Here is a 16599-nt window from a genome sequence, read left to right as displayed (position 1 = left end):
TCTGTCAAAGTCTTGGGGCAATTCGCTTTTCCATCAAGGAGAAACACGAACCATGACCCAAGCTGAAAGGCTGCTCTATACCGCAAAGGTCCATACCACGGGTGGGCGGGACGGCGCGTCGCGCAGCAGCGACGGATGCCTCGACGTGAAGCTTTCAACCCCGGGCGTCCCTGGCGCCGGCACCAATCCGGAGCAACTGTTCGCCGCCGGCTGGTCGGCCTGCTTCGAAGGCGCGATGGGCATCGCCGCCCGCCGGATGAAGGTCGTCCTTCCCGCCGATATGGCAATAGACGCCGAGGTGGACCTCAATCTGGCCGGTGACGCCTACTTCCTGCGTGCTCGCCTCGACATCAGCCTGCCGGGCCTGGAGCGCGGCGTCGCAGAAGCGCTGTCACAAGCAGCCCATGAAACCTGCCCCTATTCCAAGGCCGTACGCGGCAATGTCGACGTCACGATCACGGTGGTTTGAGCGGGAACTTGATCTGTACCGCCCTGCCCGCTCTCAACGAATTTCCAACCGCAACGGGAGAGATCGATGCCAGACGAAATCAACCACGGCCGCCGGGAGTTGCTCGGCGCTGCCGCCTTGACGCTGGCCGCCGGCCAATTCGCCACGGTCGGTTCCGCGCATGCGCGATCCGGCGGAACGAAGCCGGACACCATCGTCAAGCCGGGCGCCCATACCTCCTTCCACTCCCTGAAGCAGATCGAAGCAGGTGTCCTGAACGTCGGCTACGCGGAGGACGGTCCCGCCGGTGGCCCTGCCGTCCTCCTTCTGCATGGCTGGCCCTACGATATCCACACCTATGTCGACGTCGCTCCGGTGCTGGCATCGGCGGGGTACCGGGTGATCGTGCCGTATCTGCGCGGCTATGGCACAACCCGCTTCCTGTCGGACGCCACTCCGAGGAACGGCCAGCAGTCGGTGATCGCGGCCGATATCATCGCCCTGATGGATGCCTTGAAGATCGAAACGGCGACCGTCGCCGGGTGCGATTGGGGTGCTCGGACGGCCAACATCCTTGCTGCGCTGTGGCCGGAGCGTTGCAAGTCCCTGGTTTCCGTAAGCGGCTATCTGATCGGCAGCCAGCAGGTCGGCAGCATGCCTCTGCCGCCGAAGGCCGAGTTGCAATGGTGGTATCAATACTATTTCGCAACTGAGCGCGGCCGGGCAGGCTATGGAAAGTATACGCAGGATTTCGCCAGGCTCATCTGGCAGCTTGCATCGCCACGGTGGCGCTTCGACGAAGCGACGTTCCAGCGCAGCGCCGCATCCTTCGACAACCCGGATCACGTGGACGTCGTGATCCATAACTACCGCTGGCGGCTTGGCCTGGCCGAGAGCGAGCCGCAATTCGACGGCTACGAGCAGCGGCTCGCCCAAGCTCCCGCCATTACCGTGCCTACCATCACCCTGGAAGGCGACGCCAACGGCGCTCCTCATCCCGAGCCGGCAGCCTATGCCGGGAAGTTCTCCGGCAAGTACCAGCATCGGTTGATCACGGGCGGTATCGGGCACAACCTGCCTCAGGAAGCGCCGGAGGCATTCGCCCAGGCGGTTCTCGACGTCGACAAGTTCTGAGGACTGTTGCAACGGAGGCTCAGATGAGACCGATCAATATCCTGCTGTGCGCCGGAATGATACTGGCGCCGTTGGCAGCCACCGGACAGTCGGGATCGGCAGAGATGGAGGCTGCCGCCGTCACCTCGCCCCTCTTCGGTGTAGCCATCCCCGAAGGATATCGACGGTGGCAGCTTATCGCACCTGCCCAGGAGGCTGCGCCCCTGGACGAACTCCGGGCTGTTCTCGGCAATGCAGTCGCGATCGAGGCATATGGCAAGGGAGATCTGCCGTTTCCGGACGGGACCGTGCTCGCAAAACTGGCCTGGAAACACGTCCCCTCGCCGGTATTCGAACCCGCTTCCGTTCCCGGTGCGCCGACCACCGTCCAGATCATGGTCAAGGATTCGAAGAGATACGCGGCAACCGGCGGATGGGGGTTCGGCCGCTTCGTCGGCGGCAGGCCGGTGGACGAGGCGCAGCATCGGACCTGCTTCGCATGCCATGAAGCCCTGGTGAAGAACAACGATTTCGTCTTCACGCGCTTCGCGCCATGACGATCGGTCCGCCCCGTCGGCCAGCACGTGATCATTGCAGATCGAGAAGCCGGAGTTTGTGTATCAAGTCAAACGGCGTGGCGGCCTTCAATTTGCGGAAGGCGCTGCCGCGATGGATTTTCACGGTGATCTCGGCAGTCCCGAGTTCGTAGGCGATCTGCTTGTTCAGGAGACCTCGATTGACGCGCTTGAGAACATCGCGCTCCCGTGGCGTCAATCCGCTCGTCAACCGCCGAAGATCATCGAGATCCCTGTCCTTCTCGCGCCGTTCGACATCGCCGCGGATCGCTTCTGCTACGGCATCGAGGAGATCCTGGTCCCGGAACGGCTTCCGCAGAAAATTGACCGCCCCGCACTTCATCGCCCCCACCGACATGGGAACGTCGGCGTGTCCCGTGATGAAGACGATCGGAAGAGGAGCCCCCTGAGCCCACAGCCGCTTCTGCAGATCGAGACCGCTTTCCCCCGGCATGCGGACATCGAGAACGAGGCAGCATGGCCGGTCGGGAATGCCGGCTTCGATCAGGGCGGCGCAGATCATGACGCTGCCGGTTGTGCTTCAAGCTATATCCCGCCGGCTGCTGGGAGCCGGTGCGCATGGTCCGGCACAGCCTAGACGCCTGGGTACCGCCAGCGCATCCATACCGCCGTATAGGGCGATAGCTCAGGGTCGAAATTTGCGGCCGAGCGATACAATCCGCGTTCAACATCAAACGTCGGTATAGTCGACTGATCCTTTAACGAGCGGCCGGTGTACCTGGGTTCAACAGACCTGCCGGCGCGGTCCCGCTATCCTTTCCCCGACGTCTCGAAACGGTCCTCCCGGTGCCGGTATGAGAGCCGTCGGAGTTCACCTGATGAAAGGATCCGCCATGCTGAAAGGCAAGAATGCCCTGGTGACCGGTTCCACCAGCGGAATCGGGCTTGGAATTGCCACGGCCCTCGCCGAGACCGGCTGCGGCATCGTCCTGAACGGCTTCGGAGACCGCGCTGCGATCGACAGGATTGCCGCCGACCTGGAGGCACGCTTCGGCGTCCGGACGCACTACTCCGCCGCCGACATGTCGAAGCCGTCTGAAATCCGCGCGATGCTGACGGAAGCCGAGGCGGTGCTCGGGTCGGTGGACGTGCTGGTCAACAACGCCGGCATCCAGTTCACCTCTCCGATCGACGAATTTCCCGATGACCGCTGGGATGCCGTGATCGCAATCAACCTGTCTTCCGCTTTCCACACGACCAAGGCGGCGCTTCCGAGCATGAAATCGCGCGGCTGGGGCCGTATCGTCAACATCGCCTCCGCCCATGGACTGGTCGGCAGTGCCGACAAGAGCGCCTATGTCGCCGCCAAGCACGGTCTGGTCGGCCTGACCAAGGTTGCGGCGCTCGAGACAGCGAACACAGGCGTCACCGTCAATGCCATCTGCCCGGGCTGGGTGCTGACGCCGCTGGTCGAAAAGCAGATCGCCGACGGCGCACACCGCGACGGCGTCACCGTGGAGCAGGCACGGCATGATCTGCTGGCGGAGAAGCAGCCCCTGCTGCAATTCACTACGCCGGCCCAACTCGGCGCCCTGGCGGTATTCCTGTGCAGCGATTCCGCGGCGACGATGACCGGAGCGGCGCTGCCGATCGATGGCGCCTGGACCGCGCATTGACCCGCAAATCATTGGACATAAGAGGCAAGACTCCCATGTAATTCGCATGACTATACTGATCGTCCATCCCGATCCCACCGGCCCCGGCCAGGAAAGCGTCTGGTCGTATCCGCGCCCGGCAATCGCGGAGCCGTGTTCCCGGCACATCAGGATACTGCACCGAGGCGTCACGATCGCCGATACTTCGGCAAGCGTCCGGACGATCGAGACCAGTCATCCGCCCAGCTACTACATCCCGCCCTCCGACATCCTCCCCGGCCTGCTCCAGCCCTCCGCTCGACGTTCATTCTGTGAGTGGAAGGGCGACGCCGTTTATTTCAACCTTGCGGTCGGCGGCGTGAGGTTGCGGGATGCCGCCTGGAGCTATCCCGCCCCCAGTCCGAAATTCGAGATAATGCGCGACCATGTCGCCTTCTATGCCGGAGCCGTCGACGAATGCTTCGTGGACGGCGAACGCGTCACGCCGCAGCCGGGCGACTTCTACGGCGGCTGGATCACGTCCGACTTGGCCGGGCCGTTCAAGGGTGTGCCCGGCAGCCGCTTCTGGTGAACTTCCGAGCAAGCTGCCTTTGAGACTGTCGCGAAAGCCATTCGACGCGAAGTGTAATCCGGTTCATGTAATCTCCATCAATGCAGATCTAGTCTGCTGCATGAACAAGATCATCCGTGAAACCCTCTTCTTCATCGTCGCGTCGGCAGTTATCCTGCCGACGCCGATTTTGATCCTGGCCTGGATGACAGGCAGGACGTTGAGAGAAGTGCTTTTTCGCTGACCTCCGAAATTACGCCCTTAACGACGTTGTCCGGTCGAATTACGGCATCACTCCGGCAGCCCTGCCCTTCGCAATCCCTCGGCGAAGGTTGCGAGATCGTCCGGTCGGTTCATCGGAAGCCAAAGCGCGAGACTGGAGACGCGAAGCGTTGGGTCGAGTTGGCGCAGGTGGATCATCGCCCGCTCCGCTTCGTCCGTCCGGCCCGCAAGCGCATGGCTCGCGGCAATGATTGCGACGACCATCAGGAAGCTCGGCAAGTCTCTGTATGCCTTCTCCGCCCATGACAAAGCGGCGTCGTAACGTCCGGCGAACAGATGCGCCAACGCCATTCCCGCCTGCATTCGAAACATTTCCGGATCCAGCGGACTGAAACGCATGGCGCGCGTGAAATACTCGATGGCATCGTCCAGATCGCCGCGTTCGGTTCTCAGGAAGCCACCGAGGAACCAGGCGGCCGCCAAATTGGGATCGAGCGCCAGCGCCCGGTCGACCAATGCGATGCTGCCGTCGATGTCGCCTGCGAAATGCGCAAGTGCATGACCACCTCTGGTGAGCGCCACCGCATCGTCCATGCCGAGCTCGACAGCCAGACGGGCCAGTCGGGTACCTTCCGCGATCTCCCTCGGGCGATCGATCATCCAGCCATTGACCTTGCGCCAGAAATGGCACCATCCTGCCATCGCATATGCCGACGCGAAATCCCGGTCCAGCTCGATCGCCTTGTAGAACAAGGGCAATCCTTCCGCGATGGCTTCCCTGGTCCCCCGGTTCAAGGTCGCCCTTCCGCGCAGATAGTAGTCGTAAGCGTCGAGGCTGCCGGTCGGTTTCCGCTTCGCGCGTTCGATCTCGACCCGCTCGAGCTGCCGCGCGATTACGCCGACGATGCTCGCGGAGATCTGATCCTGCAATTCGAAGATGTCGTCGAGGGTGCCTTCGAAGCGCTCCGCCCAAATATGCGCACCCGTCGTCGCATCTATAAGCTGCCCTGTGATCCGAACGCGGTTTGCCGCTTTGCGCATGCTGCCTTCCAGCACATAGCGCACGCCCAGGTTCCGGCCGACCTGCTTGACGTCCACTGCCCGCCCTTTGTACGTGAAGCTTGAATTGCGTGCGATGACGAACAGCCAGCGGATGCGTGACAGGGCGGAGATGATGTCTTCGACCACGCCGTCGATGAAGTAGTCCTGCTCGGGGTCTCCGCTCAGGTTCAGGAATGGCAGGGCGGCAAAGGATGGCTTATCGGGAAGGGTCAGCGCAGGTGCGACCGCTTCATCCACTGTGAGGATCCCTGATGCCGAAAATGTCGTGGCATCAGGAGCCGGCGCCTCCCTGACCTCGCCGACGAACCGAAAGCCTTTGCGTGCAATCGTCCGGATCAGGCGCTGTTCGGCGCCGCTATCGCCGACTGCCCTGCGTACCGCATTGATATGGCTGGCCAAGGTCGATTCCGAGATGATCCGCCCATCCCACACCGCATCGATCAGGTTGTCCCGGCTGACGACCCGTTCGCGGTTCTCCACCAGGTAGACCAGCAGGTCGAAGACTTGCGGGCCGGTCGCGATCACCCCATTCCCGCGGAAGAGCTCCCGTCGGTCAGGGTCGAGCAAACAATCCGCGAACACGAACGGCATTCGGCGCTCCTTCACCGCCGTTTGCAGAGGTCGAGCACGTAGCCGAGCCGGCCGGACGACCGCTGCCGACGCGGACAAGCTACCGATAGCACGGCAGCGCCTTTGGTTCTTGGACAAAAAACCAAGCGAAACCCAAGAGCAATTCAAGGCTGCCGCAAAGTCATCGCGCCGCGTCTCAGGCATCCTCCCGCTCATCGATGGCGAAGGGGCGCCGCCTGTCCAGGGCGGCGGGCCTGGAACCTGATCCTTACCAATTGGAGACTCTGGTGAAAATCACAGTTATCGGAGGCAGCGGCCTCATCGGATCGAAGATCGTTACCCGGCTACGGCAGAAGGGCCACGAAGTGGTTGCGGCGTCGCCCAAGTCCGGCGTCAACACCGTCACCGGAGAAGGACTTGCCGAAGCGGTCAGAGGGACCAGCGTTGTCGTCGATGTCGCGAATTCGCCTTCCTTCGAGGAAGTGGCCGCGATGGACTTCTTCGAAAGATCCGGCCGCAACCTGCTGGCCGCGGAGATGGCCGCCGGGACGGCACATCACGTTGCGCTCTCGGTGGTCGGGACCGAACGTCTTCTGGCGATGGGTTACTTCCGCGCCAAGCTCGCTCAGGAAAACCTCATCAAGGCTTCGGGTATTCCCTACACGATCGTCCGCTCGACGCAGTTCTTCGAATTCATGGCCGGGATCGCCCAAGCGGGTACGGTCGGGGAAATGGCTCACCTGTCGCCAGCCCTGTTCCAGCCCATCGCATCCGATGACGTGGCGGACGCAATGACCGACGTCACGCTCGGGGCTCCCGTAAACGGCACGATCGAGATCGCCGGACCGGAACGGGCGCCGATTGACGAACTCGTCGGACGGTTCCTGGCTGGCACTCGCGATCCCCGCCGGGTGATCGCCGACACCCACGCTGGCTATTTCGGTATCGCGGTGAACGACCAGTCGCTTACCCCCGGCGCAAACCCACGCATCGGCGCAACGCATTTCGAAGACTGGCTGAACCGCACGCTGCCGCAGCGCTAGGCGGCCTGCGCGATATCTGAAGAGCACGGGGCTTATCAGCTACGAGGACAAAACACCATGGACCGAGCGACCTTGCGCGAGAGCGCATTCGCCATGCCGCCAACCAGCCCGGCCTTTCCGCCGGGACCCTATCGCTTCGTCGACCGGCAGTATTTCATCATCCGCTACCGCACCGATCCCGAGGCGCTGCGACGGGTGGTGCCGGAACCGCTCGAAATCGTCGAGCCGGTAGTGAACTACGAATTCATTCGAATGCCGGATTCGACCGGCTTCGGCGACTACACCGAAAGCGGCCAAGTCATTCCGGTGCGCTACCAGGGCCGGACCGGCAGCTATACGCACCAAATGTTCCTGAACGATCATCCCCCGATCGCCGCCGGCCGCGAGATCTGGGGCTTTCCCAAGAAGCTGGCGCAACCGACGCTTACGGTCGAGACCGACACGCTGGTCGGCACGCTGAACTACGGCTCCGTCCGCATCGCCACCGGCACGATGGGCTACAAGCACCGCTCCCTCGACTTGGCGGCGGAGGCCGAGGGCCTGCACTCACCGAACTTCCTGCTCAAGGTCATCCCGCATGTCGATGGCAGCCCGCGCGTCTGCGAACTGGTGCGCTTCCATCTCGAGGACGTGACCGTAAAGGGCGCCTGGACCGGTCCGGCATCCCTGCACCTGTTCTCGCACGCCTTGGCACCCGTCGCCGAACTGCCGGTGCTGGAGGTCCTGTCGGCTAAGCATCTGGTCGCCGACCTGACGCTCGGCCTCGGCACCATCGTGATCGACTACCTGGCGTGACCCGCGCCCCATTCACGGACCGTCAGTCCCGCCCTCCGATCGGTAGAAGCAGAAGATTGAGTCAGATGCACAACTTGAAACGCACGCGCGTCGCTGCGGCTACAGGACAGATCGACGTGCAGCAGATCGACGTGCCGCACTACGATGTCATTGCCCTGGTGCTGCAAGGCGGTGGTGCCCTCGGCGCCTATCAGGCAGGGGTTTATGAGGGGTTGCACGAAGCGGGGATCAGGCCGAACTGGCTGGCCGGCATATCGATCGGAGCACTCAACGCCGCGGTGATCGCCGGTTCCCCCGAAGCCCAGCGCGTGGATCGTCTCCGCGAATTCTGGGAGACGATCTGCACCGTGCCTGTCGATTGGGCCACGAACGAAAGCCTGACCGGAGCCTTGCCCTTCGCGCTCGACCTGCGCTCGGCCCACAACACGACCGCAGCCATGCGGGCCTTGCTCATGGGACAGCGCGGCTTCTTCAAGCCCCGCTTTCCTCCTCCGTTCATGTCGCTGTTTTCCGGTGACTCAGCCACCAGCTTCTACGATACCACGCCGCTGCGAGACACGCTGGAGCGGCTGGTCGATTTCGATCGCCTGAATTCCGGCGATGTCAGGGTCAGCGTTGGCGCGGTCAACGTTCGCAGTGGCAACCTCGTCTATTTCGACACGGCGGAGCGCTGGCTGAGGCCGGAGCATTTCATGGCTTCGGGTGCGCTGCCGCCGGGCTTTCCTGCTATCGAGATCGACGGTGAGTACTACTGGGATGGGGGCATGGTCTCGAACACGCCGCTCTCCCGCGTCCTGTCGAGCGAGCCGCGACGCGATACCCTGACTTTCCAGGTCGACTTGTGGTCGGCAAAGGGCCGGCTGCCTTCAGACCTGCAGGATGTCGCGAGCCGGCAAAAGGACATCCAGTATTCAAGCCGCACCCGCGCCATCACCAACCACATGCTTCAAATGCAGAAGATGCGTCAAGCATTGCTGGACTTGATGGAGCATCTGCCGAAAGAGGTGAAGAACGACGAACATGTCAGGGCCATTGCTGACATGGCTCGCCACCGAGCCCACAACATCGTCCACCTGATCTATCAGTCGAAGACCTTCGAAGGCCACTCGAAGGACTACGAGTTCGGCCCAGCTGCCATGCGCGAACATTGGCAAAGCGGTTTGGACGATATTCGCCGCACCCTGGCCGATCCGCGCCGCCTGAACCGGCCGGCAGCCGAGCTGGGCTTCGTCACCCATGACGTCCACCGCGAATCCCCCGTGTCCTAAGGCTGCCAGCCCAGGCCACACCATCCGGACCATATCACAAGGAAGGACAGATATGCTCATGTTGAAGGGCAAGGTTGCCGTCGTAACTGGATCGACCAGCGGCATCGGTCTCGGCATCGCCAAGGTACTGGCCGCTCAGGGCGCCGACATCGTGCTGAACGGCCTCGGATACGCCAGCGAGATCGAAGCGATCCGCAGCGGCATCGAGCGCGACCACGGCGTTCGGGCTGTTCATGACGGCGCCGATATGTTGAAGGGTGCGGCGGTGCGCGGCTTGGTTGCCGCGGCGGTCGAGAATTTTGGCCGCGTCGATATCCTGGTGAACAATGCCGGCATCCAGTTCACGGCACCCGTAGAGGAGTTCCCTGCCGACAAGTGGGATGCCATTCTGGCAATCAACCTGTCCTCCTCATTCCACGGCATCGCCGCCGCCTTGCCGCAGATGAAAAGACAGGGTTGGGGCCGAATCATCAACGTCGCCTCGGCGCATGGACTGGTCGGCTCGACCCATAAGGCCGCCTATGTCGCGGCCAAGCACGGGCTGGTCGGGCTGACCAAGGTAGTTGGGCTGGAGGCCGCCGGTACCGGCATCACCGTCAACGCCGTCTGTCCCGGCTGGGTGAGGACCCCGCTGGTCGAGAAGCAGATAGCCGACATCGCCGCTCTGAAGAGGATCAGTCAGCAGGATGCGGCGATGGATCTCCTGGGGGAAAAGCAGCCCTCGCGTTCTTTCGTGGCGCCCGAACAGGTGGGCGGCACCGTCGCATTCCTGTGTTCGCCCATGGCCGACCAGATCACCGGAACCGCCATCGCGGTCGACGGCGGATGGACTGCTCAGTAGCGATTTCCGGACGTGCTTGTGCCCACCAAAGAAGTTGACTTGTCATAGACAAGGTGAAAAATCATGAAGACGAAGGAAGAGAACCACGCCGTGCTGATTTCGATAGTCAGCGTGGTTACTTTCAACAGCCTGTTTTTATCCGCGAATGGGATCTTTATGCTCGTCGCTCCGGCCGTCTGGTACGACGCCGTGCCGGGCGTGACCGACACGGGCTTCTTCAATCAGCATTTCATCCGCGATATCGGGATAATCCAGCTATTCCTCGGCATCGCCTTCGGTCTTGGCATGGCCCGGCCGGATCGCCGTGTCGGGCTGTGGAGTGCCGCCACCTTGTGGCTGTGCGCACACGCACTCTTCCATTTCTGGGAAGTCGCAGTCGGCATCTGTTCCCCATCGGCGATCCCTCGTGATTTTCCCGCAGTCACCCTGCCGGCCATCGTCGGTATCACGCTCACGCTCTGGGCCATCCGTCGGGCAAGGTCCGGGAACACCTCGTTCGTACACGGCCGCCGCCACTTGTCCCGGCAAGCGCGAGGAGGAATCTCATGACTGCCATGAACGGCAAGGTCGTTGTCGTCACCGGCGGCAGTTCGGGCATTGGCCGGGCGGCGGCACTAAGCTTTGCCCGGCAAGGCGCCAGGGTGATCATCACCGGACGCCGCGCGGCACCGCTCGACGAGGCCGCCGCCGAACATCCCGGTATCGCAGCCCTGATCGCGGATACGGCCGAACCTGCCGATGCGGTGCGCACCGTAGCGACAGCCGTCGAAATGTGGGGCCGCTTGGATGTACTGGTGAACAATGCCGGCGCGGGAGCCATTCTGCCTGTCGCCGAGGCCACGGCGGATCGTATCCGAGATATCTTCGCCGTGAATGTGCTTGGCCCAAGCCTGCTCGCCGCAGCGGCGTTGCCGTCCCTGACAGCGACGAAGGGAACGATCGTCAATATCTCGAGCACGTTCGGGCATAAGCCCGTTGCTGGACTTTCCCATTACGCAGCGAGCAAGGCAGCGCTGGAACACCTGACACGCTGCTGGGCACTTGAACTCGCACCTCGCGGCATCCGCGTCAACGCGGTCGCAGCAGGACCTATCGAATCGGGCGCGCTGACAGGAATGATGGGGCTCTCAGCGGAACAGGCCGCGGCCATCAAGAACCAGGAACGCGAGCGGATACCGCTTAAAAGGCGCGGCAATCCGGATGACGTGGCGCGGTGGATCGTCTTCCTCGCCGATCCGGCCGCCGAATGGGTGACCGGTCAAGTGATCGCCATCGACGGCGGATTGGGGCTTGCATAACCGTAGCGACCGAACCCGCAAGCAATCATGGCTTCGACAGTGGCATGGCTTCAACGGTGGCTTTGACGCTGCCCGTCCACTGAAATGAAGAAGGCCATGGAAACCGTTGATTTCCATGGCCTTTTTGGTGAGCGCGCTGGGGCTCGAACCCAGGACCTACTGATTAAAAGTCAGTTGCTCTACCAACTGAGCTACACGCTCTCAGGGTCGGGGGGAACATAGGGGCCGGATCACTCCGGGTCAACCGCGATTTCCTGATTATCCCGCGTCTTCAAGGCTCTAAACCGTCGCTAAACCTTCAGCGTCTGGATTCGCTTGGTCGCGTCGTGGCTGTCCTGCTCGAACCGCGTCGCAAGGCGGGTGGCCACGCGGGGGGAAACGAAGCTGGTGATGTCGCCGCCGAGCCGCCCGATCTCCTTCACGAAGCGGGACGAGATGAACTGGTGGCGGTCGGAGGCCATCAGGAACACGGTCTCGACCTTCGGGTTCAGGCGAGCGTTCATGCCGGCCATCTGGAACTCGTACTCAAAGTCGGAGACAGCCCTAAGCCCCCGGATGATGATGGAGGCATTCATATCGACCGCGAAGTGCATCAGCAGGCTGTCGAAGGGCCGCACCTCGATCTTGGTGCCGTTCGGCTTGAGGGCCGCCACGTCCTCCTCGACCATCTGGACCCGCTCCTCGGTCGAGAACAGCGGACCCTTGCCGGCGTTTCGGGCGACGCCGACGATCAGGTGGTCCAGCACGCGGGTCGCGCGCTGGATGATATCCATGTGTCCGTTCGTCACCGGATCGAAGGTTCCCGGATAGACACCGATTCGCTGGCTCATCTCACGCCTCCCACCCTCACGTCAGGCCTTTCATCACACCGCTGCGCCATCGCCGGACTCGGCGGCGCCGCTTTCGGACGCACCGCTCTCCGGAAGTCCGTTGTCGGCTTCGGCTTCCTCGGTCAACCAGGCGACCGAAACCACCCGCTCACCCGGCGCGACCCTGAACAGGGTGACACCCTGGGTCTTGCGACCGGCGATCCGGACGTCGTGGATCGGCATGCGGATCATCTGCCCGCCGTCGGTTACTAACATCACCTGATGGTCATCCGTTACCGGGAACGTCGCGACGACCGGCCCGTTGCGCTCGTTCATCTCGATATTCCAGATACCCTGCCCGCCCCGGCCGGTTACCCGGTACTCGTAAGCGGAGGTCCGCTTGCCGAAGCCGCGCTCGGAGACTGTCAGGATGAACTCCTCCTTGCCGCGCAACTCGTCGTAGCGCTCCGGCGACAGGGGGATGTTGGACGAGACTTCGGCATCGGGATCGGGCGCCTCGTCGCTCGAGGCTTCCTCGCCAGCGGCCCGGCGCTCGGCGTTGGCCTGGCGGAGATAGGCTGCGCGATCATCGGCATCGGCATCGACGTGATGCAGCATCGACATGCCGATTACTTCGTCGCCGTCGGCCAGACGGATGCCGCGCACGCCGGTCGAAGTCCGGCCGCTGAAGATGCGGATGTCATCGACCTGGAAGCGGATACACTTGCCGTTGCGGGTCGCCAGCATGACGTCCTGATCAACGGTGCCGGTGCGGACGGCGATCAGTTGCTCGCCCTCCTCCTCCAGCTTCATGGCGATCAGGCCGTTGGCGCGGATATTGGTGAAGTCGGACAGCTTGTTGCGGCGGACGTTGCCCTTGCTGGTCGCGAAGAAGACGCACAGGTCGCCCCATGTCGTCTCGTCCTCCGGCATCGGCATGACGGTAGAGATCCGTTCGCCGTCTTCCAGCGGCAGCAGGTTGATCAGCGCCTTGCCACGGGCCTGCGGCGTGCCGAGCGGCAGGCGCCAGACCTTCAGCTTGTAGACCATGCCTCGCGACGAGAAGAACAGCATCGGCGTGTGCGTGCTGGCGACGAACAGGTCGTTGACCGTATCCTCCGCCTTCATGCTCATGCCGGAACGGCCCTTGCCGCCGCGCTTCTGGGCGCGGTAGGTCGAAACCGGCACCCGCTTGATGTAGCCGGAGTGGCTGACGGTGACGACCATGTCCTCGCGCTGGATCAGGTCCTCGACGTCGGACTCGAACTCCAGTTCCATCAGCGTGGTGCGGCGCGGGGTGCCGAAGCGTTCCTTCATCTCCAGCAGTTCGGTCCGCAGGATCTCCAGCAGGAGCGTGCGAGACGCCAGCACTTCGAGGTAATAGGCGATGCGGTCGGTGACTTCCCGCAGGTCGGCGCCGATCTTGTCGCGCTCCAGCCCGGTCAGTCGGTGCAGGCGCAGTTCCAGGATCGCGCGCGCCTGGGCGTCCGACAGCCGGTAGGTGCCTTGCGGGCTGACCCCACGGCCGGGCTCGTCGATCAGCTCGATCAGCGGAATCACGTCGCCGGCGGTCCATTCGCGGGCCAGCATTTCCTCGCGCGCGGTGCCGGGATCGGGAGCGCGCCGGATCAGCGCGATCATCTCGTCCAGGTTGGCGACGGCGACGGCCAGACCGACCAAATTGTGGGCGCGCTCGCGCGCCTTGCCCAGTTCGTATTCGGTCCGCCGGGTGATGACCTGTTCGCGGAAGGCGATGAAGGCGACGATGATGTCCTTCAGGGTCATCGTCACCGGACGGCCGCTGTTCAGCGCCAGGGTGTTCACGCCGAAGGAGGTCTGGAGCGGCGTGTAGCGGTAAAGCTGGTTCAGCACCACGTCGGGAACGGCGTCGCGCTTCAGTTCGATCACGACACGCACGCCGTCGCGGTCCGATTCGTCGCGAAGGTCGGAAATGCCCTCCACGATCTTCTCGTGAACCACCTCGGCGATCCGCTCCATCATGCGGGCCTTGTTCACCTGATAGGGCACTTCGTTGACGATGATGGCCCAGCGGTCCTTGCGGATCTCCTCCATCTCCGTCTTGCCGCGCATGATGACGGAGCCGCGGCCGGTATGATAGGCCTGCCGGATGCCGGTGCGGCCCATCACCAGCGCGCCGGTCGGAAAGTCCGGACCCGGTACGTGCTCCATCAGTTCTTCGATGGTGATGTCGTTGTCGTCGATATAGGCGCAGCAGGCGTCGATCACCTCGCCCAGGTTATGGGGCGGGATGTTGGTCGCCATGCCGACGGCGATGCCGCCGGCGCCGTTGACCAGCAGGTTGGGGAACCGGGCCGGCAGGACGTCCGGCTCGACCGACGATTCGTCGTAGTTGGGATGGAAATCGACCGTGTCCTTGTCGATGTCGTCGAGCAGGCTTTCCGCTGCCTTGGCCAGACGCGCTTCGGTGTAGCGCATCGCCGCCGGCGGGTCGCCGTCCATCGAACCGAAATTGCCCTGCCCGTCGATCAGCGGCAGGCGCATGGAGAAGTCCTGCGCCATGCGGACCATGGCGTCGTAGATCGCGCTGTCGCCGTGCGGATGGTATTTACCCATCACGTCACCGACGATACGCGCCGATTTCTTGTAGGCCTTGTTGCTGTCGTATCCGCCTTCCTTCATCGCATAAAGGATGCGGCGATGTACCGGTTTCAGGCCGTCACGGACGTCGGGGAGCGCGCGGCTGACGATCACGCTCATCGCGTAATCGAGATAGCTGCGCCGCATCTCCTCTTCGATGGTGACCGGCGAAATGTCGGATGGCGGTGGTGTCAGGTTGGCGGTCAAAAATCGAACTCGGGTTCAGGTGAAACGATAGCTGCGTTCAACAGACGCGGGCACGGCCGAACGATTTGGACGCCTGTCTTATATAGTGTCGGTGTACCAGTTTTTGCAGAAGCGAACAATCGGTTAGACCCCCTGGGCGCTAGCTTTGCGCACGATATAGGCACCGCGCTGACACGGGCGCGATCCTGTGCGGTGATGGCAAGCGAATGCATACACGGACCTTATGTCCGCGACAACAGGTGGAAGCGAAGCGACAGCACGGAGATCGATACCAGACTGGCGATCAGGATGCCCTCGAACAGACCGACGACGCCGCGTCCGGCGCTGAGCGCCAGCACCGCCCCCAGCGGGATCATGACCCCATAGTAGGAGAAGAAGTGCAGCGCGGTCGGGACCCAGGTGTCCGCCTGTCCGCGCAGCGCATTGGCCATCACCACCTGCCCGCCGTCGGCGATCAGGATGAAGGCGCTGAACGTCACCAGCGGCACGGTGACCGCCAGCAACTGCGGGTCCGTGGTGAACAGCCCGCCGATCTGCTCGGGAAACAGCGCGAACAGGCAGGCGACGACCGCCAAGATGGCACTGGTCACGCCAAGTCCGGTCCACCCCGCCATGACGATGTCGCGACGGTCGCGCCGGCCATACGCGACGCCGACCCTGACGCCGGTGGCGGAGGCCAGTCCGACCGCCGTCATGAACGGCAGGGCGATCAGGTTCAGCGAGATCGTATAGGCGCCCAACGCCAGCGGTCCCACCATGCCGGCGAATAAGCCAAGGATGGAGAAGGCGCTGCTTTCCAGCGCCAGACTGGCTCCTGCCGCATATCCAAGCCGCCGCTGTTGGGCCGCCTCCCGCCACCAGTGCCCGACGGGTTCGCGGATGCGCAGCAGCCTGCGGTCACGCAGGTTCCAGACATAGACCATCAGCGACAGTGCAAGCATCCAGCGTACTGCTGTCGTTGCCCAGGCGGAGCCTTCGGCCCCCATCGCCGGGATGCCCCAGGCGCCCCAGACCAGTATGATATTGAGCGGAACGTTCAGCAGGTTCGCAAGGATCATGACGACCATTCCCGGCAGTGGCCGCTTCAGCCCTTCCAGGAAGAAGGCGGATGCCGTGTAGAGCATCGCCGCCGGAAGTCCGGCTCCCATTACGGCCAAAACACGCGCTCCCCCCTCGGCCACGTCGGGCGCCTGCCCCGTCAGGCGGAAGAACGGTTCGCCAGCCAAGCTCGCCAAGGCTGTCAGAACGCCGAGCAGCAGTGCATAAGGCAGCGATCGGCGCCAGATCGGCCCGCATTCCTCCAGCCGGCCGGCCCCCACGGCATGGGACGTCATGATCATCGTACCGAGAAGCATGCCGATGCCGGCAGTCACCAGCATGCTGGCCGGCAAGGTGCCGAGCCCGAGATAGGCCAGTTCGTCCGAGCTGTAGCGGGCGACGATCAGGATATCGACGGCGGACATGACCATCAGGCCGGCGCGCGCGACGATCACGGGCGCTGCCAGCCTGAGCAGTTCGACGATATGTTGGCGCAGCCTGGCCCGATCCACGCCGCGTTCCTCC

17 protein-coding genes and 1 tRNA gene are annotated in these 16599 nt (G+C 63.3%); 12 read left to right on the top strand and 6 right to left on the bottom strand.

Annotated elements, in window-relative coordinates:
* The first annotated feature begins 52 nt into the window (after nt 1-52).
* From N826_RS20815 to N826_RS20805, 3 genes are all read left to right on the top strand, one after another.
* Nucleotides 53-469 (top strand): organic hydroperoxide resistance protein, encoded by a 417-nt coding sequence (locus N826_RS20815; protein ID WP_044431994.1) that lies wholly within the window; start codon nt 53-55, stop codon nt 467-469.
* 66 nt (nt 470-535) lie between these two features.
* Nucleotides 536-1582, top strand: a complete 1047-nt coding sequence (locus N826_RS20810; RefSeq protein WP_044431992.1) for an alpha/beta fold hydrolase — start codon at nt 536-538, stop codon at nt 1580-1582.
* 23 nt (nt 1583-1605) lie between these two features.
* On the top strand, nt 1606-2118 hold the full coding sequence (locus N826_RS20805; protein ID WP_044431991.1) for a cytochrome P460 family protein: 513 nt from the start codon (nt 1606-1608) through the stop codon (nt 2116-2118).
* Nucleotides 2119-2149: 31 nt separating this feature from the next.
* On the opposite strand, the gene N826_RS20800 is transcribed toward N826_RS20805, so the two are convergent.
* Nucleotides 2150-2659 carry a response regulator transcription factor gene (locus tag N826_RS20800; RefSeq protein ID WP_052831700.1) on the bottom strand — a complete coding sequence of 170 codons (510 nt, stop codon included), beginning with the start codon at nt 2657-2659 and terminating at the stop codon, nt 2150-2152.
* A gap of 316 nt (nt 2660-2975) precedes the next feature.
* Between N826_RS20800 and N826_RS20795 the strand changes: the two genes are divergently transcribed.
* The 3 genes from N826_RS20795 to N826_RS45750 all read left to right on the top strand — a co-directional run bounded on the left by N826_RS20795 (nt 2976) and on the right by N826_RS45750 (nt 4546).
* Nucleotides 2976-3773 (top strand): 3-hydroxybutyrate dehydrogenase, encoded by a 798-nt coding sequence (locus N826_RS20795; RefSeq protein ID WP_280178481.1) that lies wholly within the window; start codon nt 2976-2978, stop codon nt 3771-3773.
* Between the two features lie 46 nt (nt 3774-3819).
* A complete protein-coding gene (locus N826_RS20790; RefSeq protein ID WP_044431989.1) occupies nt 3820-4323 on the top strand; it encodes a DUF427 domain-containing protein in 504 nt (167 codons plus the stop codon).
* Nucleotides 4324-4423: 100 nt separating this feature from the next.
* Nucleotides 4424-4546: a hypothetical protein gene (locus tag N826_RS45750; RefSeq protein ID WP_280178482.1), complete on the top strand. Its 123-nt coding sequence runs from the start codon at nt 4424-4426 to the stop codon at nt 4544-4546.
* A 47-nt stretch (nt 4547-4593) separates the two neighbouring features.
* Here N826_RS45750 and N826_RS20785 read toward each other — a convergent pair whose 3' ends face one another.
* Nucleotides 4594-6177, bottom strand: a complete 1584-nt coding sequence (locus tag N826_RS20785) for a winged helix-turn-helix domain-containing tetratricopeptide repeat protein (protein ID WP_044431988.1) — start codon at nt 6175-6177, stop codon at nt 4594-4596.
* A 266-nt stretch (nt 6178-6443) separates the two neighbouring features.
* Here N826_RS20785 and N826_RS20780 point away from each other — a divergent pair, with 266 nt between their 5' ends.
* The 6 genes from N826_RS20780 to N826_RS20755 all read left to right on the top strand — a co-directional run bounded on the left by N826_RS20780 (nt 6444) and on the right by N826_RS20755 (nt 11401).
* Nucleotides 6444-7199: an SDR family oxidoreductase gene (locus N826_RS20780; RefSeq protein WP_044432138.1), complete on the top strand. Its 756-nt coding sequence runs from the start codon at nt 6444-6446 to the stop codon at nt 7197-7199.
* 57 nt (nt 7200-7256) lie between these two features.
* Complete coding sequence (locus N826_RS20775) at nt 7257-7994, top strand: acetoacetate decarboxylase (protein WP_044431986.1); 738 nt, start codon at nt 7257-7259, stop codon at nt 7992-7994.
* Nucleotides 7995-8059: 65 nt separating this feature from the next.
* Nucleotides 8060-9262, top strand: coding sequence for a DUF3734 domain-containing protein (locus N826_RS20770; protein ID WP_044431985.1), 1203 nt, complete (start codon nt 8060-8062; stop codon nt 9260-9262).
* A 58-nt stretch (nt 9263-9320) separates the two neighbouring features.
* Entirely contained in the window at nt 9321-10103 is a 783-nt protein-coding gene (locus N826_RS20765) for a 3-hydroxybutyrate dehydrogenase (RefSeq protein WP_044432136.1), read from the top strand.
* A gap of 63 nt (nt 10104-10166) precedes the next feature.
* A complete protein-coding gene (locus tag N826_RS20760; protein WP_063772288.1) occupies nt 10167-10652 on the top strand; it encodes a hypothetical protein in 486 nt (161 codons plus the stop codon).
* Nucleotides 10649-11401: an SDR family NAD(P)-dependent oxidoreductase gene (locus tag N826_RS20755; protein WP_044431984.1), complete on the top strand. Its 753-nt coding sequence runs from the start codon at nt 10649-10651 to the stop codon at nt 11399-11401. The genes N826_RS20760 and N826_RS20755 overlap by 4 nt, the downstream gene beginning before the upstream one ends.
* Before the next feature lie 125 nt (nt 11402-11526).
* Here N826_RS20755 and N826_RS20750 read toward each other — a convergent pair.
* The 4 genes from N826_RS20750 to N826_RS20735 all read right to left on the bottom strand — a co-directional run bounded on the left by N826_RS20750 (nt 11527) and on the right by N826_RS20735 (nt 16586).
* Nucleotides 11527-11602: transfer RNA gene (locus tag N826_RS20750), tRNA-Lys, on the bottom strand.
* Nucleotides 11603-11691: 89 nt separating this feature from the next.
* On the bottom strand, nt 11692-12231 hold the full coding sequence (gene coaD, locus N826_RS20745) for a pantetheine-phosphate adenylyltransferase (protein ID WP_044431982.1): 540 nt from the start codon (nt 12229-12231) through the stop codon (nt 11692-11694).
* A 33-nt stretch (nt 12232-12264) separates the two neighbouring features.
* Complete coding sequence (gene gyrA, locus N826_RS20740; RefSeq protein WP_084720983.1) at nt 12265-14976, bottom strand: DNA gyrase subunit A; 2712 nt, start codon at nt 14974-14976, stop codon at nt 12265-12267.
* A gap of 281 nt (nt 14977-15257) precedes the next feature.
* Entirely contained in the window at nt 15258-16586 is a 1329-nt protein-coding gene (locus N826_RS20735; protein ID WP_244619651.1) for an MATE family efflux transporter, read from the bottom strand.
* Between the last annotated feature and the right edge of the window lie 13 nt (nt 16587-16599).

This window comes from Skermanella aerolata KACC 11604 (assembly GCF_000936425.1).
In the GTDB taxonomy this organism is placed as follows: domain Bacteria; phylum Pseudomonadota; class Alphaproteobacteria; order Azospirillales; family Azospirillaceae; genus Skermanella; species Skermanella aerolata.
The sequence above is the reverse complement of the archived record's forward strand: the minus strand, read 5'-3'. Positions and strand labels throughout refer to the sequence as shown.

Coding starts and splice junctions, on each gene's coding strand:
- N826_RS20810 (WP_044431992.1), top strand. CDS start 536: ATGCCAGACGAAATCAACCACGGCCGCCGGGAGTTGCTCGGCGCTGCC.
- gyrA (WP_084720983.1), bottom strand. CDS start 14,976: ATGCGGCGCAGCTATCTCGATTACGCGATGAGCGTGATCGTCAGCCGC.
- N826_RS20755 (WP_044431984.1), top strand. CDS start 10,649: ATGACTGCCATGAACGGCAAGGTCGTTGTCGTCACCGGCGGCAGTTCG.
- N826_RS45750 (WP_280178482.1), top strand. CDS start 4,424: ATGAACAAGATCATCCGTGAAACCCTCTTCTTCATCGTCGCGTCGGCA.
- N826_RS20805 (WP_044431991.1), top strand. CDS start 1,606: ATGAGACCGATCAATATCCTGCTGTGCGCCGGAATGATACTGGCGCCG.
- N826_RS20760 (WP_063772288.1), top strand. CDS start 10,167: ATGAAGACGAAGGAAGAGAACCACGCCGTGCTGATTTCGATAGTCAGC.
- coaD (WP_044431982.1), bottom strand. CDS start 12,231: ATGAGCCAGCGAATCGGTGTCTATCCGGGAACCTTCGATCCGGTGACG.
- N826_RS20770 (WP_044431985.1), top strand. CDS start 8,060: ATGCACAACTTGAAACGCACGCGCGTCGCTGCGGCTACAGGACAGATC.
- N826_RS20765 (WP_044432136.1), top strand. CDS start 9,321: ATGTTGAAGGGCAAGGTTGCCGTCGTAACTGGATCGACCAGCGGCATC.
- N826_RS20785 (WP_044431988.1), bottom strand. CDS start 6,177: ATGCCGTTCGTGTTCGCGGATTGTTTGCTCGACCCTGACCGACGGGAG.
- N826_RS20800 (WP_052831700.1), bottom strand. CDS start 2,659: ATGATCTGCGCCGCCCTGATCGAAGCCGGCATTCCCGACCGGCCATGC.
- N826_RS20790 (WP_044431989.1), top strand. CDS start 3,820: ATGACTATACTGATCGTCCATCCCGATCCCACCGGCCCCGGCCAGGAA.
- N826_RS20775 (WP_044431986.1), top strand. CDS start 7,257: ATGGACCGAGCGACCTTGCGCGAGAGCGCATTCGCCATGCCGCCAACC.
- N826_RS20815 (WP_044431994.1), top strand. CDS start 53: ATGACCCAAGCTGAAAGGCTGCTCTATACCGCAAAGGTCCATACCACG.
- N826_RS20795 (WP_280178481.1), top strand. CDS start 2,976: ATGAAAGGATCCGCCATGCTGAAAGGCAAGAATGCCCTGGTGACCGGT.